This window comes from Streptomyces sp. AA1529, from assembly GCF_000280905.1.
Lineage (GTDB): Bacteria > Actinomycetota > Actinomycetes > Streptomycetales > Streptomycetaceae > Streptomyces.
On record NZ_ALAP01000051.1, the window covers coordinates 19,940 to 38,419 of the forward strand.

9 protein-coding genes are annotated in these 18,480 nt (G+C 74.2%); 6 read left to right on the forward strand and 3 right to left on the reverse strand.

From position 1 onward, the window contains the following. Positions 1 to 12: 12 nt before the first annotated feature. The 4 genes from A949_RS33525 to A949_RS0115165 all read left to right on the forward strand — a co-directional run bounded on the left by A949_RS33525 (position 13) and on the right by A949_RS0115165 (position 3,823). The gene (locus A949_RS33525) at positions 13 to 1,494 is read left to right on the forward strand and encodes an MFS transporter (protein ID WP_037706478.1); all 1,482 of its coding nucleotides are present in this window, start codon (positions 13 to 15) and stop codon (positions 1,492 to 1,494) included. A 40-nt stretch (positions 1,495 to 1,534) separates the two neighbouring features. Then, a complete protein-coding gene (locus A949_RS38100) occupies positions 1,535 to 1,708 on the forward strand; it encodes a hypothetical protein (protein WP_019356865.1) in 174 nt (57 codons plus the stop codon). Between the two features lie 101 nt (positions 1,709 to 1,809). Beyond that, a complete protein-coding gene (locus A949_RS0115160) occupies positions 1,810 to 2,424 on the forward strand; it encodes a dihydrofolate reductase family protein (RefSeq protein ID WP_019356866.1) in 615 nt (204 codons plus the stop codon). A 703-nt stretch (positions 2,425 to 3,127) separates the two neighbouring features. Then, the gene (locus A949_RS0115165) at positions 3,128 to 3,823 is read left to right on the forward strand and encodes a DUF3159 domain-containing protein (RefSeq protein ID WP_019356867.1); all 696 of its coding nucleotides are present in this window, start codon (positions 3,128 to 3,130) and stop codon (positions 3,821 to 3,823) included. Between the two features lie 179 nt (positions 3,824 to 4,002). Here A949_RS0115165 and A949_RS0115170 read toward each other — a convergent pair whose 3' ends face one another. After that, complete coding sequence (locus A949_RS0115170) at positions 4,003 to 4,644, reverse strand: TetR/AcrR family transcriptional regulator (RefSeq protein WP_019356868.1); 642 nt, start codon at positions 4,642 to 4,644, stop codon at positions 4,003 to 4,005. A 276-nt stretch (positions 4,645 to 4,920) separates the two neighbouring features. Here A949_RS0115170 and A949_RS0115175 point away from each other — a divergent pair, with 276 nt between their 5' ends. Further along, a complete protein-coding gene (locus tag A949_RS0115175) occupies positions 4,921 to 5,595 on the forward strand; it encodes a GOLPH3/VPS74 family protein (protein ID WP_019356869.1) in 675 nt (224 codons plus the stop codon). 239 nt (positions 5,596 to 5,834) lie between these two features. Here the strand turns inward: A949_RS0115175 and A949_RS0115180 are convergent, their stop codons facing one another. Then, on the reverse strand, positions 5,835 to 9,149 hold the full coding sequence (locus A949_RS0115180; RefSeq protein ID WP_019356870.1) for a right-handed parallel beta-helix repeat-containing protein: 3,315 nt from the start codon (positions 9,147 to 9,149) through the stop codon (positions 5,835 to 5,837). Positions 9,150 to 9,426: 277 nt separating this feature from the next. On the opposite strand from A949_RS0115180, the gene A949_RS33530 reads away from it, so the two are divergent. Then, entirely contained in the window at positions 9,427 to 10,731 is a 1,305-nt protein-coding gene (locus A949_RS33530; RefSeq protein ID WP_106428822.1) for a S8 family serine peptidase, read from the forward strand. Between the two features lie 18 nt (positions 10,732 to 10,749). On the opposite strand, the gene A949_RS0115190 is transcribed toward A949_RS33530, so the two are convergent. Continuing rightward, complete coding sequence (locus tag A949_RS0115190) at positions 10,750 to 18,285, reverse strand: hypothetical protein (RefSeq protein ID WP_026004665.1); 7,536 nt, start codon at positions 18,283 to 18,285, stop codon at positions 10,750 to 10,752. Between the last annotated feature and the right edge of the window lie 195 nt (positions 18,286 to 18,480).

Sequence of the window (18,480 nt, forward strand, 5' to 3'; positions counted from 1 at the left end):
CGAGAGGCCGCCATGTCCGCATCCGCATCCCCATCCGCAGCCAGAGGCCCCCGCGGCCTCGCACTCGGCGTCATCGCCGCCGGGACCTTGATGATCATCCTGGACGGCTCCATCGTCACCGTGGCCCTCCCGGCCATCCAGCGGGACCTCGACTTCGCCGCCTCGCAGCTGAGTTGGGTCGTCAACGCCTACCTCGTCGCCTTCGGCAGCCTGCTGCTGCTCGCCGGCCGGCTCGGCGACCTGCTCGGCCGCAAGCGGATGTTCCTCGCCGGGACCGGTGTCTTCACCGCCGCCTCGCTGCTGGCCGGGCTCGCCACCACCCCCGGCGTCCTGCTCGCCGCCCGCTTCCTGCAAGGCGTCGGCAGCGCCATGGCGACCGCGGTGGGGCTCGGCATCCTCGTCACCCTCTACCCCGGCAGCAAGGAACGAGCGGGCGCCATAGCCGTCTTCAGCTTCACCGGGGCCGCCGGAGCCTCCATCGGCCAGGTGCTCGGCGGTGTCCTGACCGATCTGCTCACCTGGCACTGGATCTTCTTCATCAACCTGCCCATCGGCGCCCTCGTGTTCGCGCTCGCCCTCCCCTCCCTCCCGGCGGACGCCGGGATCGGACTGCGGGCCGGAGCCGACGGCTGGGGCGCGCTCCTGATCACCTCGGGCCTGATGGCGGGCATCTACGGAGTCGTCAACGCCACCGGCCACGGCTGGGGTTCACCGCACACCCTGGTGCCCGCACTCGCGGGTGCCGCCCTCCTCGCGGGCTTCGCGCTGCGCCAGGTCCGGGCCCGCACCCCGCTGATGCCGCCGCGAGTCCTTCGCTCGCGCAGCGTGGCCGTGGCGAACCTCGTGCAGATGCTGATGGTCGCGGCCCTCTTCTCCTTCCAGATCCTCCTCGCCCTCTACCTGCAGAACGTCCTCGACTACAGCGCCGCGCGCACCGGCATCGCCATGCTGCCCGCCGCCGTGATCATCGGAGCGGTCTCGCTCGGCGCCTCCGCGCGGCTGACCGCGCGGTACGGGGAGCGCGCCGTGCTGCTGACCGGGATCGCGCTCCTGGTCGGCGTGCTGGGGCTGCTCGTCCGGCTGCCGGTGCACGCGCACTACGCCACCGACCTGCTGCCCGTGATGCTGCTCGCGGCAGGCTTCGGCCTGGCCCTGCCCGCCCTCACCTCGCTGGGCATGAGCGGCGCCGACGAGAGCGACGCCGGACTGGCCTCCGGGCTGTTCAACACCACCCAGCAGATCGGCATGGCGCTCGGCGTCGCCACCCTCTCCACCCTGGCGGCCGCCCGCACCGACACCCTGGGCGCCGCGGGCAGCTCCCGCGCGGCCGCACTGACCGGGGGCTATCACGCGGCCTTCGCCACCGGGACCGGGCTGCTCGTCCTGGCGTTCGTCCTCGCGTTCGCGGCGCTCCGCAGGCCCGTGTCCGCAGACGGCACCCCCGCGACACCGGCCCAGGACCCGGCAGCCCCCGCGGAGCAACCCGCGAACTGACCCCCGCCCCTCACGTCCCTCCGGCAGGCAAGGAACCGTCATGCCCGGCCCCGTCCCTCGCCCGCTCACCGAAGCCCCGCTCGGCCGGCTCCTCGCCGGGCAGCGGTCCGGCACGCCGGCCGACGCCCACAGCAGCGGACCTGCGCACCCGGCCACGGTGCTGTACCGCTGGGACACGGCGGCATGCGTCCTGCTGGATCTCCACCACCCGTGATCGCCCCATGTGCCCCCAACGGGGCGAGGCGACCGGGATCGCGCGGGGGCTGCTGCCGGTCCGAGCGATGAGTTCCGGCGACGGATCCGGTCTGCCCCTGTATGACCCGCATCATCGCCGACATCTCGGTCTCCCTGGACGGCTTCGTCACCGGCCCGGACCCCGCTCCCGACAACGGGCTGGGCACCGGGGGAGAGGCCTTGCACACCTGGGCGTTCTCCGACGACCCCGACGACCGCCGCCTCCTGCGCGAGGCGACCGCCCGCTCGGGTGCCGTCGTCCTCGGCCGCCGGCTCTTCGACGTGGTCGACGGGCCCGGCGGCTGGGACGACCGGACCGGCTACGGCGCCGGCGAGGTCGGCAAGCCCGCGTTCTTCGTCGTCACGAGCACCCCGCCGGAGTCGGTGCGGCTCACCGACCTCGACTGGACGTTCGTCACCACCGGCCTGCCGGACGCCGTCACCGCCGCGCGTGCACACGCCGAGGAGGCGTCCTCCAGGAGCGGCACGGACCTGGACGCCGTCCTGATGGGCGGCGGCACACTGCTCGGCTCGGCGCTCGACGCCGGGCTGGTCGACGTGCTGCAACTGCACCTCGCACCCGTCGTGCTGGGCTCCGGGACGCCGCTGTTCACCGGCGGGACGCCGCGCACGCTGGTGCAGCGCGCCGTGACCGCGACCTCGACCGCGACGCATCTGACCTACGACGTCCGCTGACCTGTGGACGTCCGCTGACCAACGAGATCCTCCGAGGCCCGGGGCCTCGGGTCCCGGACCGGTTCGGGGTGCTCCCGCGTGCGTGTCCGCGCTTCCTCGGGCCGGTTTCTTCTCGACAGCGCGCCCGGCGCGTCGCTTCCGCCGCTCCCTGAGTCGTCCTCGTCCGGATTCGCGGCCTCCGGAACAGCACAGCGAGCGCGGGGGCTCCGGCCGCCGGAGGCGGCGAGGTTGCTCCTTGTGGCGGACCGGGGGCCGGGGCCCGCGGAGGGGCCCCGGCGTCACATCGACCTGGTGCAGATCCGATCACCGTCACGGGCGAGCTGCCGACCGGGTCGGGACGACGGCCGGCGCGCCGGACACCAGAGCTTCTCCTGGGGCGGTGACCTGAACTTGCCGGTGCCCCGCATCCGCAGCTCGCCGGACCGTTCGAGCCCGTCCGGGACGGCCCTGACGTTCACCGGCGGCCTGCCCGGAGGGAGTTCGCCCTCTCCCGGGACCGGCTGACTTTTGATGTCCGCGCACCTGTGGGGCATGAGAGATCGCCGACTTCGGTAAACGTGCAGTTCGAGACGCCCACGAGGACGGACACCCCGCACCGGGCGACGACAGAGCGCTCTGCCACGGGTAGTCAAGTTCGTCACTTAGTGACATGATGGCATCAAGTGACGCCGAGGCTTTCCCTTGTCCCACGCATCCGGAGGAGATGAGCACCGTGCACACCGCGATCACCGAGGAGTCGGCAACCGACATGCAGGCGAAGCCCGCGACCGATCATCGCCAGAAGAAGTCCGCTCTCGAGCAGGCCGGTGGCGTCAAGGGCATGGTCTACTCCGCCTTGCCCGCCCTGACCTTCGTCCTCGCCAACAGTGCCCGCGGACTGAAGTTCGCGATCATCGCGTCCGTCGCCCTCGCCCTGGCCCTCACGGTGGAACGCCTGGTCCGCAAGGAGCCGCTCGCACCGGCCTTCGGCGGCCTGTTCGGCGTCGCGATCGCTGCGGGCATCGCCTGGTGGACCGGATCCGCCAGGGACTACTTCGTCATCGGTATCTGGGCCAGCCTGGCGGGCGCCATAGTCTTCATCGCCTCCGTGTTCGTGCGCAGGCCGCTGGCCGGCCTGATCTGGAACTCCGCCACCGGCAAGGGCGACGCCTGGCGCGCGGACAAGTACTCGCGGCTCTACTACGACATCGCCACTCTGGTGCTGGCCGCCATCTTCGCCGCCCGCTTCGCCGTCCAGCAGTACCTGTACCAGGCCGACGAGGTCGGCTCGCTGGGCGTCGCCAAGATCCTCATGGGCTATCCCCTCCTGGCGGTCGGCCTCCTGGTGGTCGCCTGGGCCGTCCGCGCCTCCAACAAGCACCTGAAGGCGATCGGCCTGCTGCCCGCCGAGCGCGGCTGACCACGACCCCGCACACCGGGCGCGGAGCTCCGCCACCTGCCGGCCGGCCCCTCCGGGGGGATCGATCGGAGGGAGGCCGCCGGCTCGACTTCGGCCAGGGCCTTCCTGGTCGTGCGGATGGGCCGGGCGGCGGGTGCGAGCCTCGGTCATGTGCGCCCCAAGTCGTGTCGGCTCGCCGGCTACTTCTGCTCGGGTGGCCGCTCCGAGACCGCGTCGCCGACCGCTCCGCCCGTGGCTCTCCGTACGGCGTTCGCGATCAGCCTGGGGGCGTCGGTGTACTCCCGAGGGTCGACGCCCTCCAGGAGGCCCGCGCCGACATCCTCGTTGATGACCCGGACAGCGGCCGAGGCCGCTGCGGCGTGCATCCGGACGTCCAGATCCCCGGGCTCACGCCCCAGGCGGGCGGCGATGATGCCGACCAGTTCGCGTTCCGCTTCGTCGCAGGCCATCAACCAGGCTGTGCGGAGGGCCGGTTCGGTGTCACCGAGGCGGACCATCTTGACGCCCAGGATGATGTCGACCTGGAATTCCTCGGTCGCCTCGCGGCCGAACCGCTCCGTCTCGGCGGTGAACTGCTCCTCCAGCGAGAGATGCGGGGGCCATCTTCGCAAGGCGTCCATCGACCACTCCACGCTCTGCATCACGATGGGTTCGGCGCAGCTCTCCTTGCTGCGGAAGTGGCGCCAGATGGTGCGCGTCGACAGGCCGACCGCCTCGGCGATCTGGTCGCCGCTGGTGCCGTCCACGCCCTGCTTCCAGAACAGCCGGGCCGCCTCGCGGGAGATCTCCAGGCGTACGCGACGGCGCCGCTGCTCACTCATTCCGCCTCTTCCCTGCTGGGATGACGTGGTCTCGGGCATCATCGCTCCTGGGTTCGCAAGAGAACAGTAAGTGTCATTCTGGCAGTAAGTGACGCCATGTGTCAGCTCAGGCCGCGCGTGCGACCCGCCACGTGTCGGGCTGTCCGTTGCGCGGCGGGCGCGGTGAACGGAGCGGATTGCATTGGATGTCACTTAGTGACACGGTCGTTCAGTGACACGGGGCCCCGTCCGGCTCCGGACGCGCGCTCAGCATCGCCGTCATGAAGGGGAACTCGCATGACCAGCACCCTGCCGCAGCGCATGTACCTGCTCATGTACAACGTCGAGAAGGAGAAGTTCGAGACTCGCAACCTGCAGTTCCGGGGCCAGAAGGTGCGCGCGGCGGCCCTCGCCCAGTTGGTCGGCGGAGGGTTCGTGGGCCTCCGGGAGGGCAAGCGGCAGTCCGAGGCCGTCCGGAACGTCTCCGGGGCTCCCGAGGACTCCTTCCTCGCCGAGGTCTGGCGCGGCATTCCGTCCGAGGAGCCGAAGAGCTGGCTCGACCTGTTGCATCCGCACGCCCACACCGCCGAGTCGTCGGTGCGCGAACAGTTGGCCGAAGCCGGGATGATCACCCTTCCGTCGGTCAAGGGCCTCAAGCGGCTCTCGCCGCTCGCCCAGCACGAGGTCCGTGTCAACCTTCCCGATGACGTGCTCGCCCTCCGGACGAAGGTGCGGGAGCCCGTGCTGCGGGGCGCGAAGCCGGAGAGCCTCCCGCTCGACGACCTGGCCATGACGACGATAGCCGGGGAGAGCGACCTCCACCACGTGTTCTCCCGCGAGGAGCGCCGCGAACACAAGACCGCACTCAAGGAGTACGGCCAGTGCTTCGACGAGCGGATTCCCGGACTCCGACACGCCCTGCGGACCTCTGTCCAGGTGCTGCGGCCGTCGGGTGGCGGTTGGGGGGAGTGACGCCGACCCGCCGGGCCTGTCCGAGTCCCCGACCTCCGCGCCACGCGGCGGGAACCTCAGGCCCTCCGGAAAGGCCGGACCGTGGGCGCCCTACCCTGTCCGCACCGGGCCCGCCCGACGGCGATGCCGGTGCCCGCTTGCCGGCTCCATGCCGGCGCCGGGCTCGCCCTGGACGTGACGCTGCCCCGCCGCCCGGCGGTTCAGCGGGCTGGGCGCCGGCCGGAGCGCCGCCCGCGCCGTCAGCTCGTCGTCAGCGGAGCCTCCCGGGGCAGGTCCTCCGGGAGCAGCAGGCGCAGGTCGTCCATGGTCGGCGCGGAGATCGAGCCGATCCGGCGGGCCTGCCGGGTCATCATCGCCTCCAGGGTCTTGCGGGAGGTCCGGGCGTTGCCGAACGAGCGGTCCCGCGGCAGCGCGTCCAGGTAGGAGCGGAGCGCCTCCAGGGTCTCGGGGGCGCAGTCGTAGCCGGACGTGGCCGCGTAGCTGTTCGTGATCTCCAGCAGTTCGTCGGTGGAGTAGTTCTCGAACTCCACCGTCCGCGCGAAGCGGGAGGCCAGACCCGGGTTGGAGGCCAGGAAACGGCCCATCTCCTCGGTGTACCCGGCGACGATGACGACCGTCTCGTCCCGGTGGTCCTCCATCAGCTTCAGCAGCGTGTCCACCGCTTCCCGGCCGAAGTCCGAACCGGCGTTCTCCGGGGTGAGGGCATACGCCTCGTCGATGAACAGCACACCGCCCAGCGCCCGGTCGAACGCCTCCTTGGTGAGCTGCGCGGTATGGCCGACGTACCGGCCGACCAGATCGGCACGGGCCACCTCCACCAACTGCCCGGTGTTCAACACCCCGAGGGAGTGCAGAAGCTCCGCGTAGAGCCGGGCGATGGTGGTCTTGCCGGTGCCCGGGGGACCGGAGAAGACGAGATGGTGGCTGATCTTCGGGGTGGGCAGCCCGACGGCCTGCCGCTGCCGGGTGGCCGACAGCAGGTTGACCAGGTCGGTGACCTCTCGCTTGACGGCGTGCAGGCCCGTCATGGCGTCGAGTTCGGCCAGCATCTCCTCGGAGCCGCGGCCGTCGCCCGCGTCGGCGGCGCCGGAGCTGTCCGAGACGTCCTCGGGCAGCAGCAGCGACAGATCGGCCTCGGCCGGATTGTCCAGTGAGCCGAGCCGGTAGGCCTGCCGGTCCACCATCTCCTCGAAGACCTGGCGCGCCGCCCGGCCGTTGCCGAAGCCCGCGTCGCGGGGCATCCGTTCGTAGTGCTGGGCGAGGGCGTCCAGGGTGCTCGGGTCCAGCCGGTAGTGGTGGGCCTCGCACATGCTCTCGGTGATCGTCACCAGTTCCGGGACCGAGTAGTTGGCGAACTCGATGGTGCGGGTGAAACGGGAGGCCAGGCCCGGGTTGGAGGCCAGGAACGAGGAGATGTCGTCGGTGTATCCCGCGACGATCACCGCGACGTCCTCGCGGTGGTCCTCCATCAGCTTCAGCAGCGTGTCGATGGCCTCCCGGCCGAAGTCCGCGCCGGAGCCCTTGCTGTCGGAGAGCAGGGTGTAGGCCTCGTCGACGAACAGCACGCCGCCGATCGCCTCGTTGAACGCCTCGGTGGTCTTGATGGCCGTTCCGCCGATGACCGAGGCGACCAGATCGGCGCGGGACACCTCCACCAGGTGGCCGGAGGGCAGCACGCCCAACTCGGCGAGGATGCCGCCGTAGAGCCGGGCCACCGTGGTCTTGCCCGTACCGGGCGGGCCGGAGAAGGCGAGGTGGCGGCTCATCGGCGGGGCCGGCATGCCCAGGCTGGCGCGGCGCTGGGCGAGCTGGTTGAGATTCACCAGCGTGCGCACCTGGCGCTTGACGTCGGCCAGGCCGATGAGCGATTCCAGTTCTTCCAGGGGGCCCTGCGGACCCTTCTGCCGGGACTGCACTTCCGTGCCCGTGGCGGCCAGGTCTCCCGCGGTCTCGCCCCAGGCGTCCGGCTCGGCGTTGCCGTTGCTGTTGAGCCCCTCCACGGTGAGCCGCTCGGTGGCGCGGGACTGGCGCAGACCCGCGCCGCGGTTGTCGCGGACCGAGCAGTTGGTCAGGGTGGTCTCCTCGGAACTGTCCACCCGGATGCCGTCGCCGGTGCTGCCGGTCAGCAGACAGCCGTCCAGCTGGGCCCGGCCGCCGTCGGCGACCAGCATGCCGTGCGCGGCCGATCCGTTCACTTGGGTGCGCAGAGCGGTCAGTTCGCCGCCACGCTCGATGTGCAGGCCCGTGGCGCGCCCGTCGTGCAGTTCGCAGTCGCGGAGCGTGGCCCGCCCCTCGGAACCGACCAGGACGCCCGCGCGCGCGGTCTCCCGCAGGACGGTGTCGGCCAGTTCGGGGGCGCCGCCCCCGGCGATGTGGGCGCCCGCGCCCTCGGCGCGCTCGACCGTGCAGCCGTGCAGCCTGCCGCGGCCGTCCTCCACCACCTCCACGCCGTGTCCGCCGGCGTCGGTGACATGCGCCTTGCGCAGCAGCGGATTGGCGCCGGTGCGTATGCACACGCCCGTTCCCGCGGCGTCCGGCACCTCCAGGCCGTCGAACTCGGCCGAGGAGTCCTCGGCGAGCAGCACGGCGGCCGTCTTGTCGGCGCAGGCGCGCACGGTGGTGTGGGTGAGCAGCGGAGCGCTGGACCCGACCACCCGGATCGCGGATCCCTCCGCGTCGTCGAACTCGCAGCCGTCGAAGGTGCCCCGCGAACGCTCGTTGACCGCGAGGCCGTTGCCCTTGGTCCGTGCGGTGCGGCAGCGGAGCAGCTCCGGGTCGGCACCCTGGGAGAGGACGATGCCGGGGCCGCTGGTGTCGGTCACCCTGACCTCCTCCAGCGACGGCCGGGAGGCGCTGGTGACGAAGACGCCGACCGAGGTGTCGTGCACGGTGGTGCGCAGCACCCGGGTGCCGCAGCGGCCCTCCAGGGCGATGCCGGGCTTCTCGGTCGTGGAGATGTCGCAGTCCTCGATCCGGCCCTGCGCCTCGCCGTTGGCCAGTACGCCGTTGCCCCGCGCGTCCCGCATCCGGCAGCCGCGTACGACGGTGCGGGCCTGCTCGCCGAGAACGACGGCGGAGGTGCCCAGGTGTTCCAGGACGGTGTCGAGGACCACGCTCTCGGTGGCCGCGGTGTCCACCACGCCCGCACCCTCCGGGTTGGAGACGCGGCAGTCGCGCATCGCCAGCGAGCCTTCCTCCCTGGCCAGTACGGCGGTCCAGCCGGCGCCGACGACGGTGCAGCCGTCCATCGCCACCTGGCCGCGGGGCGCGTCGACGACGGGCAGGTCCTCGCTGCCGCCGCGCAGTGTCAGGTCGGTGAGCATCACGGCGTCCGCGACCAGCACCACGGCGGTGCCGCGCGGCGGGCAGATCTCCACGCTGCCGCGGTCCCCGTCGGCGACGATGGTCAGCCGGGTCCTGACGGTGAGGTTCTCCCGGTAGCGGCCGGGGGCGACGCGGACGACGGCTCCGGTGCGGGCCTGCGCCAGTGCCTCGCCGATCGTCGGAAAACCGTCTCTCCCGTCCGGGACTACCCGGAGAGACTGCCGTGACACGCTGGGACCTCCTGATTGTGGTGCCTGCCGCCCCGGCGATCCGAGTGCCGGACCGCGAGCGACCCGGTGCCGAGCTCTGGTTGGTCGCGGCCGACGGGACGCGCACTGTGTGCAGGCTACGGGAACCGGGTAGCCGTCAGCCAGGTGTGTCGGGGCCGTTCACCTCCGGACGGGACGACGCCGGGCGGTGGTGCCGGTGACCGGTCCGCCGCGGCACCCGCTCCCGCACCGGCCACCGCCTTGCCGAACGCCGGTGCGCGCCACGTAGCATGCGGTCATGCGACGCGCACCCTCTCACCGTCGTCCGGTGGCACGGGCGGTGGCCGCCGCACTGGCCGCGACGATCCTGCTGACGGTGCCTGCGGGCCCGGCCGCCGCCGACGACGTCGTCGAACTGCCCTCCGTGGCCTCCGTGCTGCCCTCCGGCGAACCGTGCGCCAAGGCGTCCGACGACAAGGCGGAGAAGCAACCCTGGACCCGGCAGCCGCTCGGGCTGTCCCGGGCCTGGAAGTTCAGCCGGGGCCGAGGGGTGACCGTCGCCGTGGTGGACACGGGCGTCGGCACCGACATCCCCGCGCTGTCGGGCCGGGTCGAGGCGGTCGGTGACGCGGGCGAGGACTGCGTGGGCCACGGCAGCTTCGCGGCCGGTCTGATCGCGGCCTCCCCCGGCGAGGGCGTGGGCGTGGCCGGACTCGCCCCGCGCGCCCGGATCCTGGCGGTGCGCGGCACCGGAACCCGGGGGGAGACGACGCCGGAGAAGCTCGCCGACGGCATCCGTACCGCGGCCGATCGGGGCGCCCAGGTCATCTACGTCGGGCGGGCCGTCGCCACCGGCAAGGACGAGCTGACCGCCGCCGTCGAGCACGCCGCGGAGAAGGACGCCCTCGTCGTCGCTCCGTCCGTGCCCGACACCCTCCCCAAGGACAGCAGCACCGGCAAGACCGTGGAGCCGGCGCCCTGGTACTGGCCGGCGTCCGTGCCCGAGGCCCTCTCCGTCATGGACTACGGTCCCGACGGGCAACGCCCCGAGAAGTCCCCGCCGGCCCGCAACGCGGACCTGGGTGCGCCCGGTGATGAGGTGGTCAGCGTCGGACCCGAGGGCGACGGGCACTACTTCGGCTCCGGCTCCTCGCTGGCCGCCGCACACGCCGCGGGCGCCGCCGCGCTGGTACGCGCCCGGCACCCGGAGATGACGGCACCGGAGGTCGCCCGCCAGCTCACGGTGGCCGGGTACCCGGACGACCCGCCCCGCCTCGATCCGTACGGGGCGCTCACGACGCTGCTGACCGGCAAGCGGGGCCGGCCCCCCGAGGAGGCCGCCGCGCACGTTCCGGCTGCGGCCCCGAGCGGTCCGCTGAACCGGTCGCTGATCGTCGCCGCGGCGGGCGGCGCACTGGTGCTGCTGGTGGCCGGCGGCGCCGTGATCATTCCGCGCGGCCGGGCCCGTGGCTGGCGCCCGGCCGGAGCGCCCGACCCTGCCGCGGCGCCGACCGCCGAAGGAGCTCCGGACGCGCCGGACGCACCGGACGCGGGTGCGTCGGCCCCCGTCGGCGAAGGCGTACCGTCGGCCGGTGGGCGCTGACGCGGTGACCGCGGGGGTTCACCGGGCCGGTTCCGGACGCGGTGGGCGAAGCGCTGTCGACCCGCCGGAGGGGATGGCCCGGGAACTCCGTGGCGCCGTCGGGCCGCGGGCGCCACGCGGCACGGCGGCCAGGAAGTCGCGTCCGCGCTCGTAGACCGTCACCGTGCGCTCGGCGGGCGTCGCCGGGTCGCCGAAGGCGGTGCAGGTGCCGTTCTCGTGGACGAGTGTGAGGCGCACGCGCCAGGTGCGGGCGAGGAGCCCGGCCGCCAGCAGCGCGGTGCCGGTGTCCCAGCGGACGGCCTGGCAGAGGTGCAGCCGGATGAGGCTGTCCTCGGCGGCACCGGGAGCCAGGCCGGCGGGGAGCCGGCCGCCGTGCCGCTCGAAGTCCCGGGCCTGTTGCGGGGTGAGGGTGATCCCGGCGAGCTCCAGCCATTCCCGGGTGAAGGCGGCCCGGGGGTCCAGTCGTGCGGTGCTCGGCAGCGGATGGGGCGTCGTGAGCGAGCTGTGCCGCAGCCGCAGGGCGAGCCGGCCGACATCGCCCGCCGCGCCGCCGGCCGCCACCAGCGCGCGGGCGACCGCCTCGTGGAAGCCGTTGCCGGGGCCGCGGGGTTCGTGTAGATCGAGCACCCGGCCGTCGGAGTCGGTGAGCGTCGCGGGGTCGCTCGCCGCATCGAACCCGGGGGGATCGGCCGGGTCCGTTCCCGCCGCGTCCTCCCGGGTCCAGGGACGCCTCCGGTGGGAGGGCAGCGCGCCGGCCGGTCTCGGGGGCGCGGGTGCGGGCGGTGCGGAGGCGGGCGGGCGGTCGACCGCGTCCTGCGGCAGCACGGCCCGGTAGTGCCGGCCGGCAAGGTGCAGTACCACGGTCGGCGGGTCGGCGGGGGCGGGCTCGGGCCGGCGCGGCCAGTGGTCCAGGAAGCTGCCGTCCGCCAGGACGATGCGCACGCGCAGCCCGAACAGCTCGGCCGCCAGGGCGGGCAGGACGTCCGCAGCGCCGTGGTCCCAGCCGGTTCCGCCCTCCGCCTCGGGCGGGCGGCGCAGCTGTGCCGCGGCCAGACCGCGGCGCTGTGCGGGGCTCAGCGGCCGGTGGGCGTGTTCCCGGCCCGGCCGGTCGCCTGCGGAGTGCGGGATCACTCCCAGGGCCTCGAACTCCCGCTGCTGTGGTGTGCCGTTGCCCAGGTCGAGCGCAGCCGCGGCCAGTTCGGGCGAGGTGAAGGTGTCGCGCTCGTCCGGGGCGAGGTAGCCCAGGAGCGGCGAGTCGTCCGGCAGCGCGGCCAGCGCGTCGGCGAACCGGGCACGCAGCGCGGCCGGATCGCCGACGGCCGGGCCGGCGGGGACGGCGGTCCGGTGCGGGCCGCGGGGAGCCGCCGAGGAGCCGGCCTGTCCGGCGAGAACCTCCAGGGCGGTACCGAACGCGCGGCAGAAGGAGTTGTCCCCGGGCACGTCGCGCAGCCAGTGCGCCGTACCGTCCGGAGCACGCAGACCCGGTGCGCCCGCACTGTCGTCCGCCGGGGAGGCCAGTGCGGTGTACCGGTCCGGCGGTCCGGTCTCGGCCTGTTGCGCCTCGGGGACGGTGGGCAGCCCGTGCGGCGCCCCGGCGGTCCGCTCCCGGTCCGGCCGCCGCACGGGCGGAAGGACGGGTTCCGGCATCCCGCCGCGGGTCGGGGCGGCCCCGTCGGCGACGGGATCGGCGGGGAGCTGGTGCCAGCGGGTCAGCCGGTCGGCGGCGGCGCGGATCTCGAACAGCGCGTCGGCCGCGGATTCGGCGGCGGCGTGCTGCTCCTCGATCCGGCGCAGCCGGACCGCCAGGGCTCTCTCGGCCCGCCGCAGCGTGTCCGCGGCGGCCGACACCGCCCGCTCGGCGGTGCCCAGGTCGGCCAGGGGCTCGGCCATCCGCCGGTCGCGGGCCCGGGCCGCCTCCTGGACGAGGTGGTCGCGTTCGGCCCGCCGCAGCCGGGCGACCTCGGCGTCGGCCTCCCTGCGGAGCTCACGTGCCGCCGCGAGCCCCTCCTCGGCGGCCCGGTGCCGCTCCGCACCGGCCTCCGGGGGGACGAGGAGTTGGCCGAGTACGGCCTCCCGGACGTCCTCGGACGCCTGGACGGCCGCAGCCAGGGCGGGCGCGAGGCGGGTCCGCGAACCGGGTGGCAGCTCCGCGGCAGGCAGCTCCAGCACCTCGTCCGCCGCGGCGACCGCGGCTTCGAACCGCTCGCGGGCCCCGAGCCCGGCGGCTCTGAGGACGTGCCCGGCCGCGTCGCGGCGGCGGCGGGCGAGGGAACGGCCGGCCAGCGCCGCCCGGACGGCGTCCCGCAGGTCCGGCAGATCGCGGCGCAGCGCCCAGTAGGCCCCGTCCGCCGCCTCCCACGCCTTGGCCTGGGTGTGCACCCGGTCCCATGCCCGGGCCACCGAGCGGGGGAAGGTGCCGTCGGTGATCAGCCCGAGTTCGCGCGCGACCCGCTCCTCGACCCAGGCGACGGTCCACGCCCGCGTCTCGACGGCCTGTGGCCCCGGTGCGACCCCACCGAACGGGCCCATCAGGTTGTCGCGGACCCAGGTGGCGAGCGAGCCGTCCTTGAACTGCCGTTCGACCTCGGCGACGCTGAGCCAGGCGGTCGGGACGGCGAAGGTAAACATCCGCCCCGTCTTGGGTTTGACGTTCACCTGATGAGACTGGTCGTGGCCGGCCGCCTGGACGTCGGTCTCCACCGCATCGGCGCCCGTGCTGATCCCGCCGGGGTTGTTCTTGCCGACCGGATCGGACGTCAGAGTGGGGAAGCCGCCGGCTTCCAGGCTGTGGCCGCCGTTCTCACCCGCCGCCGCGTTGCCGCTCCGGGTGTACCGGGTGTGGGACTCCATCCGGGCCCCGTCGGTCACCGCGAGCAGCCGGGCGCCTGCCAGGTCCAGCCGGGCGTGCTGGGTGAGCGCCGCCTGCGAGGCGTCCAGCAGCGTGTTCTCGGCCAGTCCGGCGGTCGGGAGGCCGGAGGGTGCCGCGGCCCGCTCGGCGAACGCGCTCAGCGCCCCGGACCGGTGGGAGTCCTCCAGCACCTGCGCGGGGCCGGTGCCCTCGGCGGTCAGCGGGGTGAGGCGGGCCTTGCGCAAGGCCGCTGCCAACGGCTCGCCCGCCAGCCGCCCGGTGACGTGGGCCAGCCGGTTGTCGTACGCCTTGGCCAGCGCCAGCGTACTGGCGGCCCGGATGTTCCCGCTCCCGAGCACGGCGCGCACCTGGAACCCTTCGGCCGGCATCTCGAACGGCCGCCGCGACCCGTCCGGTTGCCGCAGGGTGCGCCACTCCTCGATACCCCCGGCCCGGGTCGCCGGGTTGGCGGCGCCGGAGAAGGCGTGCACCGCCGGTGGCTCGTCCGGGACCTCCGGCGGGCGGAGCGGATCGAGCGGGTCGCCGGCACCTGCCAGCTCGCCGGGGTCCGGGCGGAGCAGGCTGAGCGGGACGAGATCCTTCACCGCGCCGGCCTCCTCCTCGTGCACCCGCCGCCGGGAATCCGGGTCGCGCGGTTCGTCGCCCCGGGCGCGGCCCATCTCCAGCGTGAGGCGGATCCGGTAGCGGGTGGTGAACTCGGCGTGCGGCTCCAGCGTGTTGGTCTTCCACCGCCGGGCCACCGTGCTGGTCGAGGCGCTGGTGCGGTTGCGCCGGCCGCTGCCGGCGCCGGCGGCCGAGGGCCCGGCCGCCTTGGCCGTGCTGTCGCCGGTGTGCACGGCCTCGTTGGCCATGAGCCCCAGTTCGAAGCCCGACTCGGAGGTGCTGAGGTCCGTCCGCGTCTCCACGGCCCAGAGGTGGTGCTCCATCTCGGTCGCCGGCCAGAGGCGGTCGAAGGTCTGACCGCCCGCCACGGGGACGAGCTGAGCGCGGATCCGCACGTTCCGGCCGCCGATCCGCGCCCGCTTCCACCCGGGCCCGCCGCTCCTGGCTGTGGTGGCGGACCCGGTCCCGGCCATCTCCCGGCGCAGCGCGCGGGTGACCCGCGCAGAGGCGATCCGGCGCACGGCCTCCCGGCTCTCGTCGTCGACCGCCAGATCCCGGAGCCGGTCGACGAACGCCTCGACGGCCGCACCGGTGTCGAGGCCGTCGACCGGATAGGCGGCGAACGGATGGCGCCGGAACCAGTCGGGCTGCGTCCAGCTCCGGCGCCCGCCGACCGGTCCGGCGCCGAGGCCGTCGCCGCGCACCAGGCCCAGCTGTGCGGCGACGCGTTCGGGCAGATGGCCGAGCCAGCCGCCCTCGCTCCGCTGCCACCGGCCCGCCCAGTCGCGCAGGGCGGGCACGACCCTGCCCAGCGGCGAGAGCGGGCCCAGCCCGCGCACCTCCGCCGCGAACTCGTGCCGCACGTCGCCCGCGGCCAGTACCTGGTGGCCCCGGTCGATCCGGTTGGTGTCTGCCGTTGCAGTCCTGGTGACGACGGCGCTGCGCCCCCGTGACCGGTGGAACGGCCACAGGCGCCACGCGTAGTTGCTGGTCACCCCGGTCGACGCAGGCCGGGTCTCCCCGTAGACGAGGGTGACTCCGGCCTGCTGGGTGCGGGAGGCGCCCTGGGTGCCGGACGCCCTGGTGCTGCCACCGGCCGTCAGTTCGGTGTCCATCCGGACCGGTCCGCCCAGCGCGCGCAGCCCGGTCACCCGCGCCCGGTGGACGGTTCTCGCCAGCCGGTTCAGATAGGGACCCTCGCCGAACAGGCCGGTGGTGCGCAGGCCGGCCCGGGAGATGCTCTGGTCGAAGTTCGCCGTCAGATAGGACGGCTGGAGCGTCCGGACGGCCGCGTCGTGGGCGGGCGCCGCGTCCTGCGTCAGCTGCCACGCACCGTGCGCCGCCTCCTCCAGGACCTGCTGGGCGAGGTCCGCCTCGCCCGCGCCGGTCAGGACGGACAGGGTGTGGTGCGGGACGCCGTCGAGCGCGTCCGGCTCCCGTCCCGTGTCGACACCGGAAAGGGCGGCCCGGGTGAGCGCCCTGGCGCGGCTTCGCGGGAGCCGCCCCCCGGTGACGCGGTCGGGCCGGCGGTAGGGGTTGTCCGCGCCGGGTGCGTGCGGGTCCCGGTCCGGGCTGTGCTCGGCGGGAACGCTGAGCAGCACCCGGCCGGTCACCGCGGGGACCCCGGAGTCCCCGCCGATCAGGTCGGCCGGCCGGCCGCGGAGGACGAACAGCCGGGTGCCCAGCAGGCCGAGGCTGGGCAGCCCGCGCCAGAAGCGACGGAACCGCCGGTAGCCGCTGGTGCGCACGGTCAACGCCACGCCGTAGCTGAACAGATGGCCCGGTGTGACGGAGGCCGCCATCGGGTCCGCCGTGGCGACGGCGCCGTATCCCGACTCGATCCGTCTCTGCGACACCGCGCGGTACCCGGTGTGCACGGTGCCCGCGTGCATGGGGGCTCCCATGGCGTCGGTGAGGTCCGCGTCGCGGAGGGAGAGGGCCCCCTCCACGGTCGCCTCGGTGCCCCGGGTCAGCTGCCGCCCGGCGTCCAGGGCGACGCTGCCTGGGGCGCTGTGCCGCAGGATCTCGTGCGCCGCGCCCTCGTAGCGCCGCCCGGTCAGCTCCGCGTGCAGCCGGATGTGGTGGTGGCCGCGCAGGAACCGGCCCGGTTCGGTGAGCACGAGGGGCACCCCCTTCCCGGCCATGGCCTCCAGGCTGCCCGCCGAGGAGTGCCGGGAGAGCGCGTTGAGGACGCCGAAGGTGTTGTGCAGCACCGCCGCATAGTGCCGGTGGTCGCGCCAGGTGCCGGCCGCCGGGTCGAGCTGGTCGAGCGGGGCCACCGTCCCCGGGTACGCGGCGGCGACCTCGCGGAGGACCTGCTGTGTGAAGGCGGTCAGCAGGGTGTTCCCGGGCTGCCCTGGCCGGTCGCCGGTGCGGCCGGCGCCCTCCCCGCCGTCGGCGTCCGCGCGCCGGCCGGTGTGGCGCCCGTCGGGGAACCGGAACTGCACGACGCGGCTCATGCCCAGCGTCGGCGGCCGGTCCTCGGTCAGATACGCCGGTGCGTACGGTTCCCCGCCGTGCCGCCCGGCCGGTCCGTCCCCCTCGTCCAGACCGGCCAGGCGGCGCGCTTCGCTCCGGGTCATCCGGTCCAGGCTCCAGGTGCGGAACGCCCGGGGCCGGGCGTCGCCCGTCCTGCGGACGTGGACGGTCTTCTCGACCCGGTACAGCGCGGTGTCGTCGGACTTGACGCGACCGGTCGACTTGAGCCCGCCGGTGGCGCCGAGCACCGCGACACGTCCCTCGCTGTGGACGAGGCGCAGACCGGGCCCGAACCGGACCCGGGGCCGCACCCGGTTCATCCAGCCGGCGATCACATCCTGGAGCCCGAACGTGGGCGCATTGACCGTCAGGCCGACGGTGGCACCCAGGTCCTTCTTGTACTCCTTGGTCTCCTTGCGGGTGTTGTGCAGGGTGAGCTGAGCCGTGTCCCGCAACTCGGCCTGATCGGTCTCCGAGGCCAGCACCGCCCTCCCGGGCACGACCCGTTCGATCACGAACGCGCCCAGCGGAGTGCGCTCCTTGTCGTCCCCGAACAGAGGCGGGCCGGGCACCATCGAGTGCGCCGTCCGGGCGGAGAGGCGGTGCAGGTTGGCGGAGGAGAAGAAGTCCGCCAGTTCGTCGTAGGCGCTGGACCCGGGCTCCGCACCGATCTCGCCCACCGCCCAGTCCCGTATCCCGGCCGTCGGCCCGAAGTCCTCGGTGACGAACATCCGGTAGTCCGACTCGGGCCCCAGCTCCATCCGGCGCGGGGTGCGGCCCACCGCGGCACGGCCGTTCGTCACACTGTCCGGCAGCCGTGCCGCCAGACCGCTGCGCACTCCGAGTCCGAAGGCGACCTCGCCCGCCGCGGCACGCGCGGGGCGGCTGCGCCACCGGGTACCGAGGACCCCGCGCCTGGCCAGGCGCGGCGGCAGCGCGTCGGTGATCCGCAGGTCGTAGGAGACGTCGTCGAGGTGCAGATGCGAGCCGTCCAGCGTCCGGGTCTCGCTCTGGCTCAGCGTCTGGTCGTGCAGGGCGTAGGCGATCTCCCGGGACCAGCCCAGCCGTACCGTCAGCCGGCCGAACACGGAGACGACTTTCTTCAGCGGACCGAGCGGGATGCTCGGGGACAGCTGCCGGTTCTGCTGGAAGGTCTTGCCGTCCCCGACCGTGGTCTGGGCGCGGTAGGCGGTGTCGACCTTGGTCGGCCCCGCGCCGTCGCCGAACCTCTCCCATGCGCCGTGGTTCCTGACCCCGACGTGCAGTTTGCGCAGCCGCCCGGACTCCGCGCGGTAGAGGAACTCGCGCCCGTCCCCGGCGAGGCTGCGCGGCTGCTCGGCGAGTGCCCGCGCGAGGCGGCGGAGCACATCCGTCTCGATGCCCTCCGCGGCCTCCTCGCCGGACGACAGCGCCGGGCGGCTCTCCGCATCCGTCGCGGCCAGCCGGGAGCGGATGCCGGAGACGACCTGCTCGGTGCCGCGCAGCCGCACCTCGCTCTGGCCGAAGGCGAACAGCTCCGCTTCCGTACGGTCCGCGCCCGTCCCGTCGGCCGCGACCGGGCCGTCCGTCGGGAACGGCAGCGAGCCGTCCAGATAGCCCGGCATCCGGCTCCCGTCGGTGAATACGCCGGGCCCGGTGATCCTGGGCGGCGGCGGCAGCTCCGGATCCAGCCGGGGCGGTCGGCGTTCCTCCAGCTCACGGTCGATCCGCGCCCCCGCGGGCCGGCCCCGCGCACTCCTGGCCGGGGCGTGTTGTTCCGGTGGCCTGGGAGTGTCCGACGGCGGGTGGCCGCCAGCGGG